Origin of the sequence: Nocardia sp. NPDC006982, assembly GCF_042869435.1 — a bacterium.
GTDB lineage: Bacteria > Actinomycetota > Actinomycetes > Mycobacteriales > Mycobacteriaceae > Nocardia.
The window spans coordinates 1,097,301-1,112,900 of the sequence record NZ_JBIAFV010000001.1; the positions used below are offsets into that span (position 1 = coordinate 1,097,301).

Consider the following 15,600-nt stretch of genomic DNA (forward strand, 5'->3'; position numbering starts at 1 on the left):
CCGTCTCCTTCGTCAGCCACGCAGCACCGAATGCAGTTCCTGCAGCGAGCGCACCCCGATGCCGCCGTTGATGCTCGCCTCGATGCCCTGCACGGCCGCGGCCGCACCCTGCACCGTGGTGATGCACGGGATGTTCACCCCGACCGCCGCCGTGCGGATCTCGTAGCCGTCCACGCGCGGCCCGGAGTTGCCGTAGGGGGTGTTGAACACCATGTCGACCTCGCCGTCGCGGATCTGCTCCACGATGGTCGGCTGGTCGGCCGGCCCCTCCTCGGAGTGCTTGCGCACCTGTTCGCACGGAATTCCGTTGCGGCGCAGCATTTCCGCGGTGCCCTCGGTGGCCAGGATGCGGAAGCCGAGGTCGTTGAGGCGCTTGACCGGGAACACCATGGCGCGCTTGTCCCGGTTGGCGATCGAGACGAACACGGTGCCTTCGGTCGGCAGCGAACCGTAGGCTGCGGCCTGGCTCTTGGCGAAGGCAGTGCCGAAGTCCGCATCGATGCCCATGACCTCACCGGTGGACTTCATCTCCGGCGAGAGCAGCGAATCCACACCGCTGCCGTCGGCCTTGCGGAACCGGTGGAACGGTAGCACCGCCTCCTTCACCGCGACGGGCGCGTCGAGCGGCACGTGGCCGCCGTCGCCCTCGGCGGGCAGCATGCCCTCCTTGCGCAGTTCGGCGATGGTGGCGCCCATGGTGATCCGTGCGGCCGCCTTGGCCAGCGGCACCGCGGTGGCCTTGGAGACGAACGGAACCGTGCGGCTCGCCCGCGGATTCGCCTCGAGTACGTAGAGCACATCGTCCTTGAGCGCGTACTGCACATTGAGCAGGCCCTTGACGCCGATGCCCTTGGCCAGCGCGATGGTGGAGCGGCGCACCGCCTCGATATCGCTGCGGCCCAGGGTGATCGGCGGCAGTGCGCAGGCGGAGTCGCCGGAGTGGATACCCGCCTCTTCGATGTGCTCCATCACACCGCCGAGGTAGACCTCGTCACCGTCGCAGAGCGCGTCGACGTCGATCTCGATGGCGTCTTCCAGGAACCGGTCGACCAGCACCGGATGTTCCGGGCTGAGTTCGGTGGCCCGGGAGATGTAACCCTCCAGCGAGTCCTCGTCGTAGACGATCTCCATACCGCGACCGCCGAGCACGTAGGACGGGCGCACCAGCACCGGGTAGCCGATGCCCGCGGCGATCTTCTTGGCCTGCGCGAAGGTGGTCGCGGTGCCGTACTTCGGTGCGGGCAGGCCCGCGGCGACCAGGACGTCGCCGAATTCGCCGCGATCCTCGGCCAAATCGATGGCGGCGGCGCTGGTGCCGACCACCGGCACACCGGCGTCGGTGAGGCGCTGCGCCAGCCCCAGCGGGGTCTGGCCGCCGAGCTGCACGATTACCCCGGCGACGGTGCCGGACTCGGTTTCGGCGTGGTAGACCTCGAGCACATCCTCGAAGGTCAGCGGCTCGAAGTAGAGCCGGTCGGCGGTGTCGTAGTCGGTGGAGACGGTTTCCGGATTGCAGTTGACCATGACGGTCTCGTATCCGGCCTGCGAAAGCGTCTGCGCCGCATGGACACACGAGTAATCGAATTCGATGCCCTGGCCGATCCGGTTCGGGCCGGAACCCAGGATGATCACCTTGTCGCGTTCGCGCTGCGGCGAGACCTCCGACTCGGCGGCGGGATCGAGTTCGTAGGTCGAGTAGTGATACGGGGTTTTGGCCTCGAACTCCGCGGCGCAGGTGTCGACGGTCTTGAAGACCGGACGAATACCGAGCCGATGACGCAGTGCCCGTACGCCGGTCTCACCCGCCAATTCCGGTCGCAGCGCGGCGATCTGGCGATCGGAGAGGCCATAGTGCTTGGCGCGGCGCAGCAGCGGCTCGTCGAGTACGGGGGCGTCGATGACCTCTCGGCGCAGCTCGACCAGTCCGGCCACCTCGGCGACGAACCAGGGGTCGATGCCGGAGGCCGCGGCGACGTCCTCGATGCTCGCGCCCAGCCGCAGCGCCCGCTCGACCTGGTAGATGCGTCCCTCGGTCGGGGTGCGCAGGTCTTCGAGGATGGCTTCGGTATCGGTCCAGTTGCCGTCGCCCTGGGTCCAGAAGCCGGCGGCCTTGGTCTCCAGCGAGCGCAGCACCTTGCCGAGCGCCTCGGCGAAGTTGCGACCCAGCGACATCGCCTCGCCGACCGACTTCATGGTGGTAGTCAGCGTGGCGTCGGCACCGGGGAACTTCTCGAAGGCGAAGCGCGGCGCCTTTACGACCACATAGTCCAGGGTCGGCTCGAAACAGGCCGGGGTTTCCTTGGTGATGTCGTTGACGATCTCGTCCAGGGTGTAGCCGATGGCCAGCTTGGCGGCGATCTTGGCGATCGGGAAACCCGTTGCCTTGGAAGCCAATGCGGACGAGCGCGAGACGCGCGGATTCATCTCGATGACGATCAGGCGTCCGTCGGCCGGGTTCACCGCGAACTGGATATTGCAGCCACCGGTATCGACGCCGACCTCGCGCAGGATGTCGATGCCGAGGTCACGCAGCTTCTGGTATTCGCGGTCGGTGAGGGTCATGGCGGGTGCGACGGTGACCGAATCACCGGTGTGCACACCCATCGGGTCCACATTCTCGATCGAGCAGACCACCACGACATTGTCGCGGCCGTCGCGCATCAGCTCGAGTTCGTATTCCTTCCAACCCAGGATGGATTCCTCGATGAGCACATTGGCGGTCGGCGAGGCGGCCAAGCCGCCGCCGGCGATGCGATCGAGGTCCTCGTCGTTGTAGGCCATGCCGGAGCCGAGGCCGCCCATGGTGAACGACGGCCGCACGACCACCGGAAAGCCCAGTTCCGCAACGGTGTCGCGGACCTCGTCCATGGTGTGGCAGACCCGCGAACGGGCGCTCTCGCCGCCGACCTTGGCGACGATGTCCTTGAACTTCTGCCGGTCCTCACCGCGCTGGATGGCTTCGAAATCGGCGCCGATCAGCTCGACGTTGTATTTCTGCAGCACTCCGCGCTCGTGCAGAGCGACCGCGGTGTTCAGCGCGGTCTGCCCACCGAGAGTGGCGAGAATGGCGTCGGGGCGCTCCTTTTCGATGACCTTCTCGACGAACTCCGGCGTAATCGGCTCCACATAGGTGGAATCGGCGAATTCCGGATCGGTCATGATGGTCGCCGGGTTGGAGTTCACCAGCGATACCCGCAGGCCCTCGGCCCGCAGCACCCGGCACGCCTGGGTGCCGGAGTAGTCGAATTCGCAGGCCTGGCCGATGACGATCGGACCGGAGCCGATCACCAGGATGTGCTTGAGATCCTCGCGGCGAGGCATCAGGCTCCTTCCATGAGACCGGCGAAACGGTCGAAGAGATAGGCGGCGTCATGGGGTCCGGCGGCGGCCTCCGGGTGGTACTGCACCGAGAATGCGCGGCCGTCGACCAGGCGCACGCCCTCGACGGTGCCGTCGTTGGCGCACACATGGCTGACTTCGGCCTTGCCGAACGGGGTGTCGAACTGTTCGCCCTGTTCACCCTCCAGCGCGAAGCCGTGGTTCTGCGCGGTGATCGAGATCCGGCCGGTCTCGTGTTCGACGACCGGGATATTGATGCCGCGGTGGCCGAACTTCATCTTGTAGGTCTTGCGGCCGAAGGCGCGGCCGAGGATCTGATTGCCGAAGCAGATCCCGAACAGCGGCAGCCCCTTCTCCAGCACGCCCTGGGTGATGGCGACCGCGCCGTCCTGGGTTGCCGGGTCGCCTGGACCGTTGGACAGGAAGACGCCGTCCGGCTTCAGCTCCAGGATCTGATCGAGCGAGACGGTCGACGGCACCACATGCACCCGCATGCCACGCTGAGCGAACATGCGCGGGGTGTTGGTCTTGATGCCGAGGTCGACCGCGACGACGGTGAAGCGCGGGTCGCCGTTCGGTTCGATCGTGTACAGCGCGTCGGTGCTGACCTCCTCGGCCAGATCCGCACCCAGCATCGAGGGCTGTCCGTTGACCCGGGCCAGCAGTTCGTCTGCGTCGGCGAGCGCCGAGCCGGAGAAGATGCCTGCTTTCATCGAACCGCGGGTGCGTAGGTGGCGCACCAGGGCGCGGGTGTCGATGCCCGCGATGCCGACGATCTGCTGGCGGTCCAGCTGGTCCTGCAGGGTGCCGGTCGAGCGCCAGTTCGACGCGACGCGCGAGGCGTCGCGGACCGCGTATCCGGCGACCCAGATCTTGCCGGATTCGTCGTCCTCGTCGTTCCAGCCGGTATTGCCGATCTGCGGGGCCGTGGCCACCACGATCTGGCGGTGGTAGCTGGGGTCGGTGAGGGTCTCCTGGTACCCGGTCATCGCGGTGCAGAACACCGCCTCACCGAGTGTTTCGCCCACGGCACCGAAGGCCGTGCCGCGGAAAACCCGGCCGTCCTCCAGCACCAATGCTGCTTCTTTTGTCATCCCTCGTCGTCTCCCGTCATCGCCCTGGCCCACGCCGGGTACACCGTCTTGTCGTCACCTCGGAAACCGGTATCTATCTCGGTTCCGGTCGGCAGCTTCCAGCGAATTACCAGCACACCATCTTCCGTCATCACCTTGCCCGCATGTCCGCGTTCGGTCCGCACGGCGGTAATGGATTCCTGCGGAATCCAGATCACCGTCGCACCGTCGCGCTCGAGCAGAATCCCCCGTTCGAACCGCGTGAGTTCCGCGGTGGCCCGGAAACCCAGGTCGCCCACTGCGATCCGGTCCTGCCAGCTCGGCGCGATGGTGCTGCCGAGATACAGTCCAGTGGTCGGCTCGAGCACCTGAGCGCCGAGATCACCCGGCACATGCGGTAGTTCGCCGATGCGCGCCTCCTGACGCGCGGCTCGGTTCTGCCAGCCCCGGTACATCAGCCAGACGCACAGAACGAACAGTGCGATCAGCCCGACCACCAACAGCACTCTCATCTACGAACCTCCCACCGCCTTGCCCTCACGGGCGGTTACCCGGCCTCGGAGCAACGTCGTTGTCACCCGAGCCGGGAACGTCATGTCCTCGAACGGCGTGTTGTTCGAAATGCTGGCGAGTTCGGCGGCCCGCACCGTCCAGCTCGCGTCCGGATCGACCAGCGTGAGATTGGCCGGTTCGCCGACCTCGATCGGGCGGCCATGACCGTCGAGTCCGACGATTTCGGCCGGACGCTCGCTCATCACGCGGGCGACACCGCGCCAATCCAGCAGGCCGGGTTCGACCATGGTCTGCACGATGATCGACAGCGCGGTCTCCAGGCCGAGCATGCCGGGGCGGGCGGCGGCGAATTCGCAGCACTTGTCCTGTTCGGCGTGCGGGGCGTGGTCGGTGGCGACGCAGTCGAGGGTGCCCTCGGCCAGTGCCTGCCGCAGCGCGATGGTGTCGGAGACCTCGCGCAGCGGCGGGTTCACCTTATTGACCGCGTCGTAAGTCTCCAGGCGCGAGTCGTCGAGCAGCAGGTGGTGCGGAGTGACCTCGGCGGTGATCGAAATACCTTGGGCCTTGGCCCATTTCACCAGCTCGACGGTGCCGGCGGTGGAGGCGTGGCAGATGTGCACGCGGGCATCTGCGTCGCGGGCCAGCAGTGCGTCGCGGGCCACGATCGACTCTTCCGCGGCGCGCGGCCAACCGGCCAGGCCGAGGCGGGCCGCGGTCGGACCTTCATGTGCGACAGCGCCTTTGGTCAGACGCGGCTCTTCGGCATGCTGTGCGATCAAGACGCCGAGGGAGTTCGAGTACTCCAACGCGCGGCGCATGAGCAGCGGATCGTAGACGCAGTGGCCGTCGTCGGAGAACATGCGCACCGCGCCGACTCCGGCGGCCATGGTGCCCATTTCGGCGAGTTGCTTACCTTCCAGACCAACCGTGACCGCACCCACCGGGTACACATCGACCAGGCCGACCTCCTGACCGCGCCGCCACACGTGATCGGTGACGACCACCGAATCGGCGACGGGGTTGGTATTGGCCATGGCGAAGACGGCGGTGTAACCGCCGAGCGCCGCTGCGGCGGAACCGGTTTCGATGGTCTCGGTATCCTCGCGGCCGGGTTCGCGCAGATGAGTGTGCAGATCGACCAAGCCGGGCAGCAGGATCTGGCCCTGCGCGTCGATGACCTCGGCGTCGATAATGCCGAGATCGGTTCCGATGGCGGCGATTACACCGTCGCGCACGAGTACGTCGACCGGCTCGCCCTCGCCGTACGGCCGAACACCTTTGAGCAGCAGGCTCATGCCTTCACCTCGCTGGCGCTCGGCTCCGGCATGCGCCATGCGCACTGGCACATGATTCGCTCACTTCGTTCGCTCATGCGGCAGCCTCCTGGGTACCGACCAGCAGCCGGAACAGCACGGCCATCCGCATATGCACTCCGTTCGTCACCTGTTGCAGGATCGCCGCCTGCGGGGAATCGGCCACCGGCGAGGCGATTTCCATGCCGCGCAGCATCGGCCCCGGATGCAGGACGACCGCGTTCTCGTCGAGCAGTGCCAGCCTGCGCTCGGAAAGTCCGTAGTTGACCGAATATTCGCGCGCAGACGGGAAGAAACCGCCGTTCATCCGCTCCTGCTGCACCCGTAGCATCAGCACCGCATCTGCGCCGGGCAATTCGGCGTCGAGCGAAGGCGAGATCCGAGCGGGCCAGAGGTCCGCACCGACGGGCAGTAGCGTGCGCGGCGCGACCAGCACCACCTCGGCGCCAAGAGTATCGAGCAGAAAGACATTCGAGCGCGCGACCCGGCTGTGCAGGATATCGCCGACGATGACGATCCGCTTGCCCTCGATATCGCCGAGGCGCTGACGCAGGGTCAGGGCGTCCAGCAGCGCCTGCGTCGGATGCTGGTGGGTACCGTCACCGGCGTTGATGATGGCCGGGCCCTGCCGGCCCTCGGCGACCGCCCAGCCATCCATCCAGCGCGCGATCTGATGCGCCGCACCTGAGGCCGGGTGCCGGACGATGAGCGCATCGGCGCCCGCCGCGTGCAGAGTCAGCGCCGTGTCGCGCAGTGATTCGCCCTTGGCGACCGAGGAGCTGCTCGCGCTGACGTTGATCACATCGGCGCTCATCCACTTGCCCGCGACCTCGAACGAGACCCGGGTGCGAGTCGAGTTCTCGTAGAAGACCGTCATCACGGTGCGGCCGCGCAGCGTCGGCAGCTTCTTCACCTCGCGCCCCAGCAGCGCCTGTTCGAAGCGCTCGGCCTCGTCGAGCAATTCGGTGGCGGTGGCACGATCGAGGTCGGTCACCGTCAAGAGATGTCTCACGAGCGCACCTCATACACACTCGCTCCGGCGAGCCGGTTCACTGCGCTTCCTCCTGATGCAAGTAGACGCCGTCGCGGCCGTCGTGTTCGGTGAGCAATACAGAGATGTCCTCGCTGCGGGAGGTCGGCACGTTCTTGCCGACGAAATCCGCGCGGATCGGGAGTTCGCGATGGCCGCGGTCGATGAGCACCGCGAGTTGGACGGCGCGGGGGCGGCCGAGATCGCGCAGACCGTCGAGGGCGGAGCGCACGGTGCGGCCGGAGAAGAGCACGTCGTCGACCAGGACCACGAGTGCGTCCTCGATACCGCCCTCGGGCACCGAGGTGCGCTCGAGCGGGCGGTGCGGGCGGCTGCGTAGATCGTCGCGATAGAGGGTGATGTCGAGCGAGCCGAGTGCCGGGCGGACCCCGGAGAACTCCTCGATCTTGTCGGTGAGCCGCGCGGCCAGCGTGGTGCCGCGGGTGGGAATGCCGATCAGCACCACGCGCGGTGCATCCGGCTCGCCCGCATCGACGGCGGTCTTTTCGATGATCTGATGCGCGATACGCGCGATGGTCCGGCCGACGTCGGAGGGAGACAGCAACTCGCGTCCCGCGCTCACCCACTCCGGGGTGTGTCGCTGCGACGTTTCGGCAGCGCCGGACTTGGCGGCCCGTTCCTCGGGCACGGCCATGCCGACCTCCTTCCCCGCCTCACCGGACGGTCCGTTAAAGGATGTCTTTACGGCATGCAGCCTAGCAGCGCCGTTTGCACCGCTTTAACCAGGCATATCCCGCTGTGAGCGGGGCCACGCATGGTTCGGACACTCCGGGCATTCCGGGCGGTTCACGCTTCGCGGACCGCGATGACGACTCCGATGTCCGGATCGTTCGAAGCGACCGGCCGGTCCAGCGCGGCGACCATATCGTCCCAGCTACGGAATTCGGTATGCCAGCCGTGTTCGTCCAGCCAGGTTCTGGCATCGGCGCCGAGGCCGGTGCGCGGACGATCCGCGCCGTCAGCACCGCCGACCAGGCGTTTGAGTTCGGCGTACGGCCCGGCATTTTCGTCGACGGCGAAGCGGCTGACGCCGAAACGGCTTCCCGGAGCGGATAATTCGGTCAGTGTGGTGACCACGTGCAACGCGTGTTCGTGGGTCAGGTAGCCCAGGACACCCTCGTCTACCCAGTGCGCGGGGAGGTCCGGCCGAAATCCGCACTCCTCGAGCAGCTTTGCCCAGTCTTCGCGCAGATCGATGGCAAGCACCGCGCGGCCGCAGCGAGGTTGCGCACGTGCCGCGGCGAGGACCGGTTCCTTGAATGCGAAGAGCTCCGGCAGATCGATCTCGAATACTCGAACGTCGGCGGGCACAGCCATGCGGAATGCCCTGGTGTCCAAGCCCGCACCGATCAGCACGATCTGGCGTATCCCGTCTTCGACCGCCTCGGCGACCCGGTCATCGACGAGCCGGACACCGACCGTACGACCTTCGTAGAACATGGCCGCCACCTCTTCCAGCCGCGCCCAACGCTCGGTTCCGCCGTCGATCTCGCAGTAGGCGCGGCGGGCGGCATCGACGAACAGCTGCGCGAACGGGTCGTCGTACAAGCGGTCCGTGCGCGCCGATTCCTTCGCCCTGATGACCGCGACACCGATCGCGGTCAATGCGACACCGGCCGTCGGCGCCTTCGGATGCGTTTCGGTCATGGCTGCCTCCCCAATAGATAACTTGTCGCCCGGCTAGTAATTTGGGCACAGCGAAGACGCTAGGCTGCGACTAGCCGGTCGTCAAGCAAAAGAGAAGGACGTAATGGACGGACGTCGCAGCGATACGCGCGAGCGGATTCGTACTGTCGCAATGGAATTGTTCTCCGAACGCGGCTACGAGAAGACCTCCTTGCGCGAGATCGCCGACCGCCTCGGTGTCACCAAGGCCGCGCTGTACTACCACTTCCGCACCAAGGAAGACATCGTCGCGAGCCTCTCCGACGACCTGCGTCGTGGCATCGACGACATCGTGGCATGGGCCGAGAGCGCCCCACCCGACACGGAGCGAGCCAACGAAATCCTCACGCGCTACGGCGCGCTGCTGCACGGCATCGGCCGCAGCATGGTCCGCTTCTGGCACGAGAACCAGCCGGCCTTCCGCCAGCTCGACTTCGGCTCGAGCATGCGCTACCAGTTCCGCGTGCTCGCCGACCTGATGGCCGGTCCGGACCAGCCGCCGCTCGCCGTCTTCCGTGCGCGCGAAGCCCTGCTCGCCATCAGTTGGAGCACCGCCATGATGGGCGATCTTCCGCTCACCGACGACGAGTGCTACGCCGCGGCCGTCGATATCGCGCGAGACATTCTCACCAAGAATTGATGACCGTTTCTCGCTAGCACATATGTTCGACAGCGCGTAGATTCGACGGCATGTCGACACCGCTGCAGGGATCATTGCTCGACGGGTTCGGAGACATCGAGGTGGGCGGGCTCGATGGTGTACGCCGGACGGCGTTGAGTCATGGGGCCTGGGTGGATGTGTTGCCCGGGTGGCTGTCGGGGGCGGATGCGTTGTTCGAAAGATTGGCGGATGGGGTGCCGTGGCAGGCGGAGCGGCGGCCGATGTACGACCGCGTGGTGGATGTGCCGCGGCTGCTGTATTTCTATGAAGAGGGCGCGGAGTTACCGGACCCAGCATTGGACGAGGCACGGGAGACACTGACCGCGCACTACCGCGAGGAACTCGGTGAACCGTTCCGCACGGCCGGGTTGTGCTACTACCGCGACGGACGCGACAGTGTGGCCTGGCACGGCGATACCTTCGGGCGCGGCGCGACCGACGACACGATGGTCGCCATCGTTTCGATCGGTGCGCCGCGAGCGTTGCTGCTGCGCCCGCGCGGTGGCGGCGCAAGTCTTCGATTTCAGGTCGGACATGGCGATCTGCTGGTCATGGGCGGCTCATGCCAGCGCACCTGGGAACACGCCGTACCGAAGACGCGCAGGCCGACCGGGCCGCGAATCAGCATTCAATTTCGACCGCGCGGCGTGCGCTGACTACGCAGCGGCGTGACGGCTTGTTGACCTCAACCACGGTTGAGATAAGAAGCTGATCGCATGAGCGCAACGACAATTCAGCCCGTGGTCGCGGACACCACGGTCGACCACACCGACGACATTGCGGCGATCGAGCAGATCATCGCCAATGTCGAAACCGCGTACAACACCAACGATGCCGAACTCATGACCGCCGACTTCACCGCCAATGCGGCGGTGGTCAATGCGGTGGGTGCGCTCATGGTCGGGAAAGACGCACTGCTGGAGGCGAATCGGCAGGGGCTGGCGGGATTCCTGAAGGATCAGTATGTCCGCTACGAGGTCGCCGACATCGTATTCCTGCGGCCCGATATCGCGATCGCGCACAAGCTCGCCCGCGCGACCACCGCCGAGGGTGAGCTGATCGATATCGATCACGCGATGATCGCGCTGTACGTCCTGGTCAAAGAGAACGGTCGGTGGTGGACCGCGGCGCGGCAGAACACACTGGTCCCGCAGGCGAAGTAGCCGTCGGCTCAGGGCGTGGCGAGCCGTTCCTCGCGCGTCGGGAAACGACGGCGGCGAACGGTCGCACCGTGCGACCAGATGGCCCGCCGGACCTCCTCCGTCGAGGCACATCCGTCGAATCGGACGAGTACTTCGGCACGGGCCTGACGTGCGATATTCACCTTCCGGCGGTATTGCCGGAAAATCTGAACCTCGCCAGTGCGGTCCTCGTCCAGGTATTCGTAATCCATGCCGTAGTAGGCGTAGGTCCCGAGGGGCGCCAGCGAGGTTGCCCAGGATCGCAGCTGATCGCGTGCACCGAAAATCGTGACCATGCCGCCGATGCGGTCGATCCGTTCCCACCCGGTCGGTATATCGGCGAAATTCCAGTCGCGTTCCCCCGGTCCCTTCGCGCGCCACTCCTGCAGCTGGGCCACCGCGGCATCCAGACCGAACGTCTGCCAGCGCACCGTGCCCTGCGAACCGTCGCGGAACGGCAGTTGCCTGCGCAAAGCGACGGCGGCGGCGCGGGTGAAGACGGTCAGGTCGGCGGGAACCAGCACAATCGGATCCGAGGGCGCGGCGTCGAACGGATTGGGATCCAGATGCGCCGGATCGATGACCACGAGCGTGCCCGGGCGCCGCTGATAGGCCAGGCCCCACAGCAGTCGAGCCAGCATGCGCGCACCACGCCAATCGGAGAGCACATGCCAGGTCTCGTGGAAATGGTTGGTGGCGAATCGGAAATCGCTGCCGGGGCGCAGGCTCAGCACCGTATACACCCGCCCGTCGAGCACCATGGTACGTCGATGCAATTTCGCCATATTGTCGGTAGCCGAACCGGGGCGCGGCCGTTTGTTCTGCGCGGCCACGTTCACCTCCAGTTCTGCCTCGCGTGCATTCCAGGAGAACACGGCCGCGACGACGGGGCAACGGATTATTTTCGCGCAGTTGAACAGTGGTCCAGAGCGCAGCGGTGTGCGGCTTCCCCCGATAGATTGGCCATATGAGCAATCCTGGGGCGGGGGTTTTGGCCGTAATGCCGCTGCATACGATCAGCGAGGTCTACGGCGAAAGCGGACTGCGCGAACGACTATTGCTGGAAATCGCCGAACTATCCGATACCGAACGGCTCACCGAGGCATTGGACCTGGCTACCGAACTGCATCGCGAGGATCGTTACGGCCGCGAGCCGTATCTGAGTCACCTACTGCGCGTTGCGATTCGGATCGTCAGCCACTACGAGGTGCGGGACCCGGACGTCGTCGCGGCCGGGCTGCTGCACGATTCGGTCGAGGATCACCCGGAAGAACTGGCCGGAGCGCGTCCCGGTTCGCCGACCGATGCCGCCCTGGCCGAACTCTCGGCCCGGTTCGGCACCCGGGTCGCCGAACTCGTCGCCGCCGTCACCAATCCGGAACCGGATCCGGATATAGATCAGCACACGCAATACCGCGAACATGTGGCGACCAATCTCGATCGGGCGCCGTGGGCCCGCATCGTCAAACTCTCCGACTTCACCGACAATGGCGTCGGCATCCTCTACGCCGACGGACCGGCGATGCGCAGACTCGCCACCAAGTACCGCCCGCTCACCGATGTCTACCGCGACCTCGTCACCCGCTCGGATACCCCGCTCGCCGAGCACGTCAAACGGCATATCCTGCACCAGCTCGATAGCGCCGACGAACGTTTCGACGCCATTCTCGCCAGGGACTAGGGCCCGCGCAGTACCGATTCGACGAGCTCACGAACCGCCGCGAGCAGCCGTTCGGTCTCTCCGGCACGAGCCAGTCGCGGCACCTGTTCGCCACCCAGTGCGCCGAACAGCAGCCTGCCGACCACTTCGGCATCCAGGTCCGGGCGAGCCTCCCGCAACAGCGCAGTGATGTGCGCATCCCAGAATTCGTGGATTTCGGCGGCACGTGGATGCGGCGGGCCCTGCAGGTAGGCGACCGTCACCTCGATGTTGTCGGTCATCATTCGCACGAAGCCGTCGAAGAAGGCCAGCAGTCGCTCCCCGGCCTGCGCCCCTGGCCCCAGCGGCGGCGGTCCGCTCCGGACGGCATCCATCAAGGCGAAGGTGCTCTCGGCGATCATCTCGTGCAGTAATCCGGCGCGATTGCCGAAGCGGTGGAAGATCGTGCCCTTGCCGACACCGGCGGCCGCCGCGACCCGATCCATGGTGAGTGCGTCGGCGCCGTGTTCGGCGAGCAGGGCGGCCGTCGCGGCCAGGATCGCCTGCCGGTTACGCGCGGCATCCGCCCGTTCCCTCGGGCGTTCGTCGGTCATTCCACCACCTTCATTGACAACTTGACCGGCGGTCCATATTGTTCGAGACATCTGGACCGACAGTCAAGTTATGGAGTTAGCAATGAAAGCAATCGTAATGACGGACGTCGGCGGACCCGAGGTCCTGGTCGCCCAGGATGTCGCCGTACCGCATCCGGGCGCCGGCGAACTGGTGATCCGCGCCGAGGCGATTCCGGTGCTGTTCCCGGAGACCAAACTGCGCTCGGGCGAGTTCCCGATGCCGGTCGAAACACCGGTGGTCTTCGGTTTCCAGGCCGCCGGAGTGGTCGTCGAGATCGGGGACGGGGTCGACTCGGCATTGCTGGACCGACGCGTCGCGGTGGCCACCGCAGGCTTCGGTTCCTACGCCGAATTCGTTTGTGCACCAGCCTTTTCCGCGATCACGATCCCGGATGCCCTCTCGTCGGAAGACGCGGCGGCTGTCCTGATGGACGGATCGGTGGCACTGCCTCTGCTCGCGAAGGCGGCGCTCACCAGCACCGAAACCGTCCTGATCGAAGCCGCCGCAACAGGAGTCGGCAGCGCACTCACCCAACTCGCCAAGGAATTCGGCGCCGCGCGCGTCATCGCAACCGCTGGCGGCCCCGAAAAATCCGCGCGGGCACTGGCATTGGGCGCGGACCAGGTCATCGACCACAACGCGCCGGACTGGCCGGCCCGGCTGCGCGAAGCCCTCGACGGCACCACGCTCGACGTCGTCTTCGATTCCATCGGCGGCAGCACCGCTCGAGACCTACTGGAAACCATGACCCCGGTACGCGGCCGAATCCTAAGCTACGGCTGGCTCTCCGGAGCCCCCGCCCAGATATCCACAACAGACTTACTCCCCCACGGCCTCACCCTCACCGCCTGCGCCGGCCCGGCCTGGCTCGCCGAGGTATCGCGCTCCGGTGCCGCCGCCCTCGACCGAGCCACTTCCGGAACACTCACTCCCCGAATCGATTCCGTTCTCCCCCTCGACGAGGCGGCCAAAGCCCACCAGCTCATCGAGCAGCGCTCTCCCATCGGCAAGATCGTCCTGCGTCCCTGATGCACCGCGGATATCCGCCGCGTCGCTGCCTTCATCGAAAGTGAGTATGGTATCGAAATGGATTGTGGCCCTTGTTGTTTCCCGTGGAGCATTCGGTGCGCGGACTGCACAGTTGCACCGAGTGCATCCACCGGCTGCGTCAGGGGCGGCGAGCGAAAGCGGGGACGTGTTCTGGGAGTATCCCTCGGGCGATCAGGAATGGGGGGACGGTGCGCAGGACCGGAATTCGGCGCAGGATGCGTAGCGGCAACGGAGTCGTTGCGGCGTTGGCGATATCGATTCGGCCGGACAGGGCGGGGCGGAATACGGCGGTGTGCAGGATACGTTGCAGGCCCTGGGTGACGGCGGTCGGCAGGGTGCGGCGACGCTGCACCCTGGCCAGGTCGTGGGTGGTCAGGGTGCCCGAAGTCAACGGTGGGGCAAGGATTCTCGCGGTGGCGACGGCGTCCTGGATGGCCAGGTTGATGCCGACTCCGCCGGCGGGTGACATGGCGTGAGCGGCGTCGCCGATACAGAGCAGGCCGTCGGTGTACCACTTGGTCAGGCGGTCCAATTTCACATCGAGTAGCTTCACCTCGTCCCAGTCGCGCAGCGCATCCTCCCGGTCACGCAACCACGGTGCCGAATCGGCCATACTGCACACGATTTCGGTCACCGGACCGCGCCGGGCCGCCGCGTCGCCGCCCTTGGCGATGAGGATTGCGACCTGCCAATAGTCACCACGATCGAACATGACAGCGGCGCGGTGGGCGCTGAGCAGTCCGATCAAACCGGCGGGGTCGATATCGGTGCGCGGCAAACGGAACCACCACACATCCATCGGTGTCGGCCAACTTCGTGAGCCGAGTCCGACCTCGGCCCGCAGCACCGAGTTACGGCCGTCGCAGGCCACGGTCAGATCGGCGCGGATCTCGCTGGTTTCGCCGTCTCTGGTCCGGTAGGCGACACCGGCGACCCGGCCGTCCTCCCAAATCACTGCTGTCGCTTCGGTATTCATGCACAGCCGGAAGCTCGGCTCCCGATCGGCCGCCCCGGCCAACAGGTCCAGCAGATCCCACTGCGGCACCATCGCGATGTATTTGTGCGTACCCGGCAAATGTTCCAGGGTGAATACCGTCTGTACCGACCCGCGGATCGGCAGCTGGATCTGCTGCAGCTTGCGCGCGGGTAGTTTCGCGAACTCCTCGCCGAGACCCAGTTCATCGAGCAGGTCCAGGGTCGTTGGATGTACTGTGTCGCCGCGGAAGTCGCGCAGGAAGTCCTTGTGCTTCTCCAGAACGGTGACATCGATTCCGGCGCGGGCCAGCAGCAGCCCGAGCACCATACCCGCCGGTCCACCACCAACCACCAGGCACGTCGTGTGTTCCATTGCCCCGACCTCCCTCCGTGCGCACGCGCCGGACGGACATTCCGCGGGCGCGGATGTAGCGGTTTCCCTGGCCGACATCAATGGTAGGCCGCTCAGCCGAGCCCAAGGCCGGTAACCGTTGCAGCAGCGAT

The 15,600-nt window shown here is 66.2% G+C and carries 15 protein-coding genes; 5 read left to right on the plus strand and 10 right to left on the minus strand.

What is annotated here, in order from left to right:
- Positions 1–12: 12 nt before the first annotated feature.
- The 7 genes from carB to ACFYOW_RS04870 form a co-directional block, all read right to left on the minus strand.
- Entirely contained in the window at positions 13–3,321 is a 3,309-nt protein-coding gene (gene carB, locus ACFYOW_RS04840; protein WP_387284563.1) for a carbamoyl-phosphate synthase large subunit, read from the minus strand.
- The gene (gene carA / locus ACFYOW_RS04845) at positions 3,321–4,433 is read right to left on the minus strand and encodes a glutamine-hydrolyzing carbamoyl-phosphate synthase small subunit (protein ID WP_387284565.1); all 1,113 of its coding nucleotides are present in this window, start codon (positions 4,431–4,433) and stop codon (positions 3,321–3,323) included. The genes carB and carA overlap by 1 nt, the downstream gene beginning before the upstream one ends.
- The gene (locus ACFYOW_RS04850; protein WP_387284567.1) at positions 4,430–4,924 is read right to left on the minus strand and encodes a transporter; all 495 of its coding nucleotides are present in this window, start codon (positions 4,922–4,924) and stop codon (positions 4,430–4,432) included. The genes carA and ACFYOW_RS04850 overlap by 4 nt, the downstream gene beginning before the upstream one ends.
- Positions 4,925–6,220, minus strand: coding sequence for a dihydroorotase (locus ACFYOW_RS04855; RefSeq protein ID WP_387284569.1), 1,296 nt, complete (start codon positions 6,218–6,220; stop codon positions 4,925–4,927).
- Between the two features lie 73 nt (positions 6,221–6,293).
- A complete protein-coding gene (locus ACFYOW_RS04860) occupies positions 6,294–7,250 on the minus strand; it encodes an aspartate carbamoyltransferase catalytic subunit (RefSeq protein ID WP_364475022.1) in 957 nt (318 codons plus the stop codon).
- A gap of 37 nt (positions 7,251–7,287) precedes the next feature.
- Positions 7,288–7,923: a bifunctional pyr operon transcriptional regulator/uracil phosphoribosyltransferase PyrR gene (pyrR, locus tag ACFYOW_RS04865; protein ID WP_327099935.1), complete on the minus strand. Its 636-nt coding sequence runs from the start codon at positions 7,921–7,923 to the stop codon at positions 7,288–7,290.
- A gap of 152 nt (positions 7,924–8,075) precedes the next feature.
- On the minus strand, positions 8,076–8,936 hold the full coding sequence (locus ACFYOW_RS04870) for an SAM-dependent methyltransferase (RefSeq protein WP_387284571.1): 861 nt from the start codon (positions 8,934–8,936) through the stop codon (positions 8,076–8,078).
- 103 nt (positions 8,937–9,039) lie between these two features.
- On the opposite strand from ACFYOW_RS04870, the gene ACFYOW_RS04875 reads away from it, so the two are divergent.
- From ACFYOW_RS04875 to ACFYOW_RS04885, 3 genes are read left to right on the plus strand one after another with little or no spacing between them, the layout of a single operon-like run.
- Positions 9,040–9,594, plus strand: a complete 555-nt coding sequence (locus ACFYOW_RS04875) for a TetR/AcrR family transcriptional regulator (RefSeq protein WP_387284573.1) — start codon at positions 9,040–9,042, stop codon at positions 9,592–9,594.
- Positions 9,595–9,644: 50 nt separating this feature from the next.
- Entirely contained in the window at positions 9,645–10,271 is a 627-nt protein-coding gene (locus ACFYOW_RS04880; RefSeq protein WP_387284574.1) for an alpha-ketoglutarate-dependent dioxygenase AlkB, read from the plus strand.
- Between the two features lie 60 nt (positions 10,272–10,331).
- A complete protein-coding gene (locus ACFYOW_RS04885) occupies positions 10,332–10,778 on the plus strand; it encodes an SgcJ/EcaC family oxidoreductase (RefSeq protein WP_387284576.1) in 447 nt (148 codons plus the stop codon).
- An 8-nt stretch (positions 10,779–10,786) separates the two neighbouring features.
- Here the strand turns inward: ACFYOW_RS04885 and ACFYOW_RS04890 are convergent, their stop codons facing one another.
- Entirely contained in the window at positions 10,787–11,629 is an 843-nt protein-coding gene (locus ACFYOW_RS04890) for a hypothetical protein (RefSeq protein ID WP_387284578.1), read from the minus strand.
- 134 nt (positions 11,630–11,763) lie between these two features.
- Between ACFYOW_RS04890 and ACFYOW_RS04895 the strand changes: the two genes are divergently transcribed.
- Positions 11,764–12,477: an HD domain-containing protein gene (locus tag ACFYOW_RS04895; protein WP_387284580.1), complete on the plus strand. Its 714-nt coding sequence runs from the start codon at positions 11,764–11,766 to the stop codon at positions 12,475–12,477.
- Here ACFYOW_RS04895 and ACFYOW_RS04900 read toward each other — a convergent pair.
- Positions 12,474–13,049: a TetR/AcrR family transcriptional regulator gene (locus tag ACFYOW_RS04900; protein WP_387284582.1), complete on the minus strand. Its 576-nt coding sequence runs from the start codon at positions 13,047–13,049 to the stop codon at positions 12,474–12,476. The two genes, ACFYOW_RS04895 and ACFYOW_RS04900, sit on opposite strands and share 4 nt — an antisense overlap.
- A gap of 82 nt (positions 13,050–13,131) precedes the next feature.
- Here ACFYOW_RS04900 and ACFYOW_RS04905 point away from each other — a divergent pair, with 82 nt between their 5' ends.
- Positions 13,132–14,100: a zinc-binding alcohol dehydrogenase family protein gene (locus ACFYOW_RS04905; RefSeq protein ID WP_387284584.1), complete on the plus strand. Its 969-nt coding sequence runs from the start codon at positions 13,132–13,134 to the stop codon at positions 14,098–14,100.
- Positions 14,101–14,239: 139 nt separating this feature from the next.
- Here ACFYOW_RS04905 and ACFYOW_RS04910 read toward each other — a convergent pair whose 3' ends face one another.
- Positions 14,240–15,469, minus strand: a complete 1,230-nt coding sequence (locus ACFYOW_RS04910; RefSeq protein ID WP_387284586.1) for an FAD-dependent oxidoreductase — start codon at positions 15,467–15,469, stop codon at positions 14,240–14,242.
- Positions 15,470–15,600: the final 131 nt, after the last annotated feature.

Excerpts from the sequence above, each read along its gene's own strand:
- carB (WP_387284563.1), bottom strand. The coding sequence starts at position 3,321 with ATGCCTCGCCGCGAGGATCTCAAGCACATCCTGGTGATCGGCTCCGGT.
- carA (WP_387284565.1), bottom strand. The coding sequence starts at position 4,433 with ATGACAAAAGAAGCAGCATTGGTGCTGGAGGACGGCCGGGTTTTCCGC.
- ACFYOW_RS04850 (WP_387284567.1), bottom strand. The coding sequence starts at position 4,924 with ATGAGAGTGCTGTTGGTGGTCGGGCTGATCGCACTGTTCGTTCTGTGC.
- ACFYOW_RS04855 (WP_387284569.1), bottom strand. The coding sequence starts at position 6,220 with ATGAGCCTGCTGCTCAAAGGTGTTCGGCCGTACGGCGAGGGCGAGCCG.
- pyrR (WP_327099935.1), bottom strand. The coding sequence starts at position 7,923 with ATGGCCGTGCCCGAGGAACGGGCCGCCAAGTCCGGCGCTGCCGAAACG.
- ACFYOW_RS04870 (WP_387284571.1), bottom strand. The coding sequence starts at position 8,936 with ATGACCGAAACGCATCCGAAGGCGCCGACGGCCGGTGTCGCATTGACC.
- ACFYOW_RS04875 (WP_387284573.1), top strand. The coding sequence starts at position 9,040 with ATGGACGGACGTCGCAGCGATACGCGCGAGCGGATTCGTACTGTCGCA.
- ACFYOW_RS04880 (WP_387284574.1), top strand. The coding sequence starts at position 9,645 with ATGTCGACACCGCTGCAGGGATCATTGCTCGACGGGTTCGGAGACATC.
- ACFYOW_RS04885 (WP_387284576.1), top strand. The coding sequence starts at position 10,332 with ATGAGCGCAACGACAATTCAGCCCGTGGTCGCGGACACCACGGTCGAC.
- ACFYOW_RS04895 (WP_387284580.1), top strand. The coding sequence starts at position 11,764 with ATGAGCAATCCTGGGGCGGGGGTTTTGGCCGTAATGCCGCTGCATACG.
- ACFYOW_RS04900 (WP_387284582.1), bottom strand. The coding sequence starts at position 13,049 with ATGACCGACGAACGCCCGAGGGAACGGGCGGATGCCGCGCGTAACCGG.
- ACFYOW_RS04905 (WP_387284584.1), top strand. The coding sequence starts at position 13,132 with ATGAAAGCAATCGTAATGACGGACGTCGGCGGACCCGAGGTCCTGGTC.
- ACFYOW_RS04910 (WP_387284586.1), bottom strand. The coding sequence starts at position 15,469 with ATGGAACACACGACGTGCCTGGTGGTTGGTGGTGGACCGGCGGGTATG.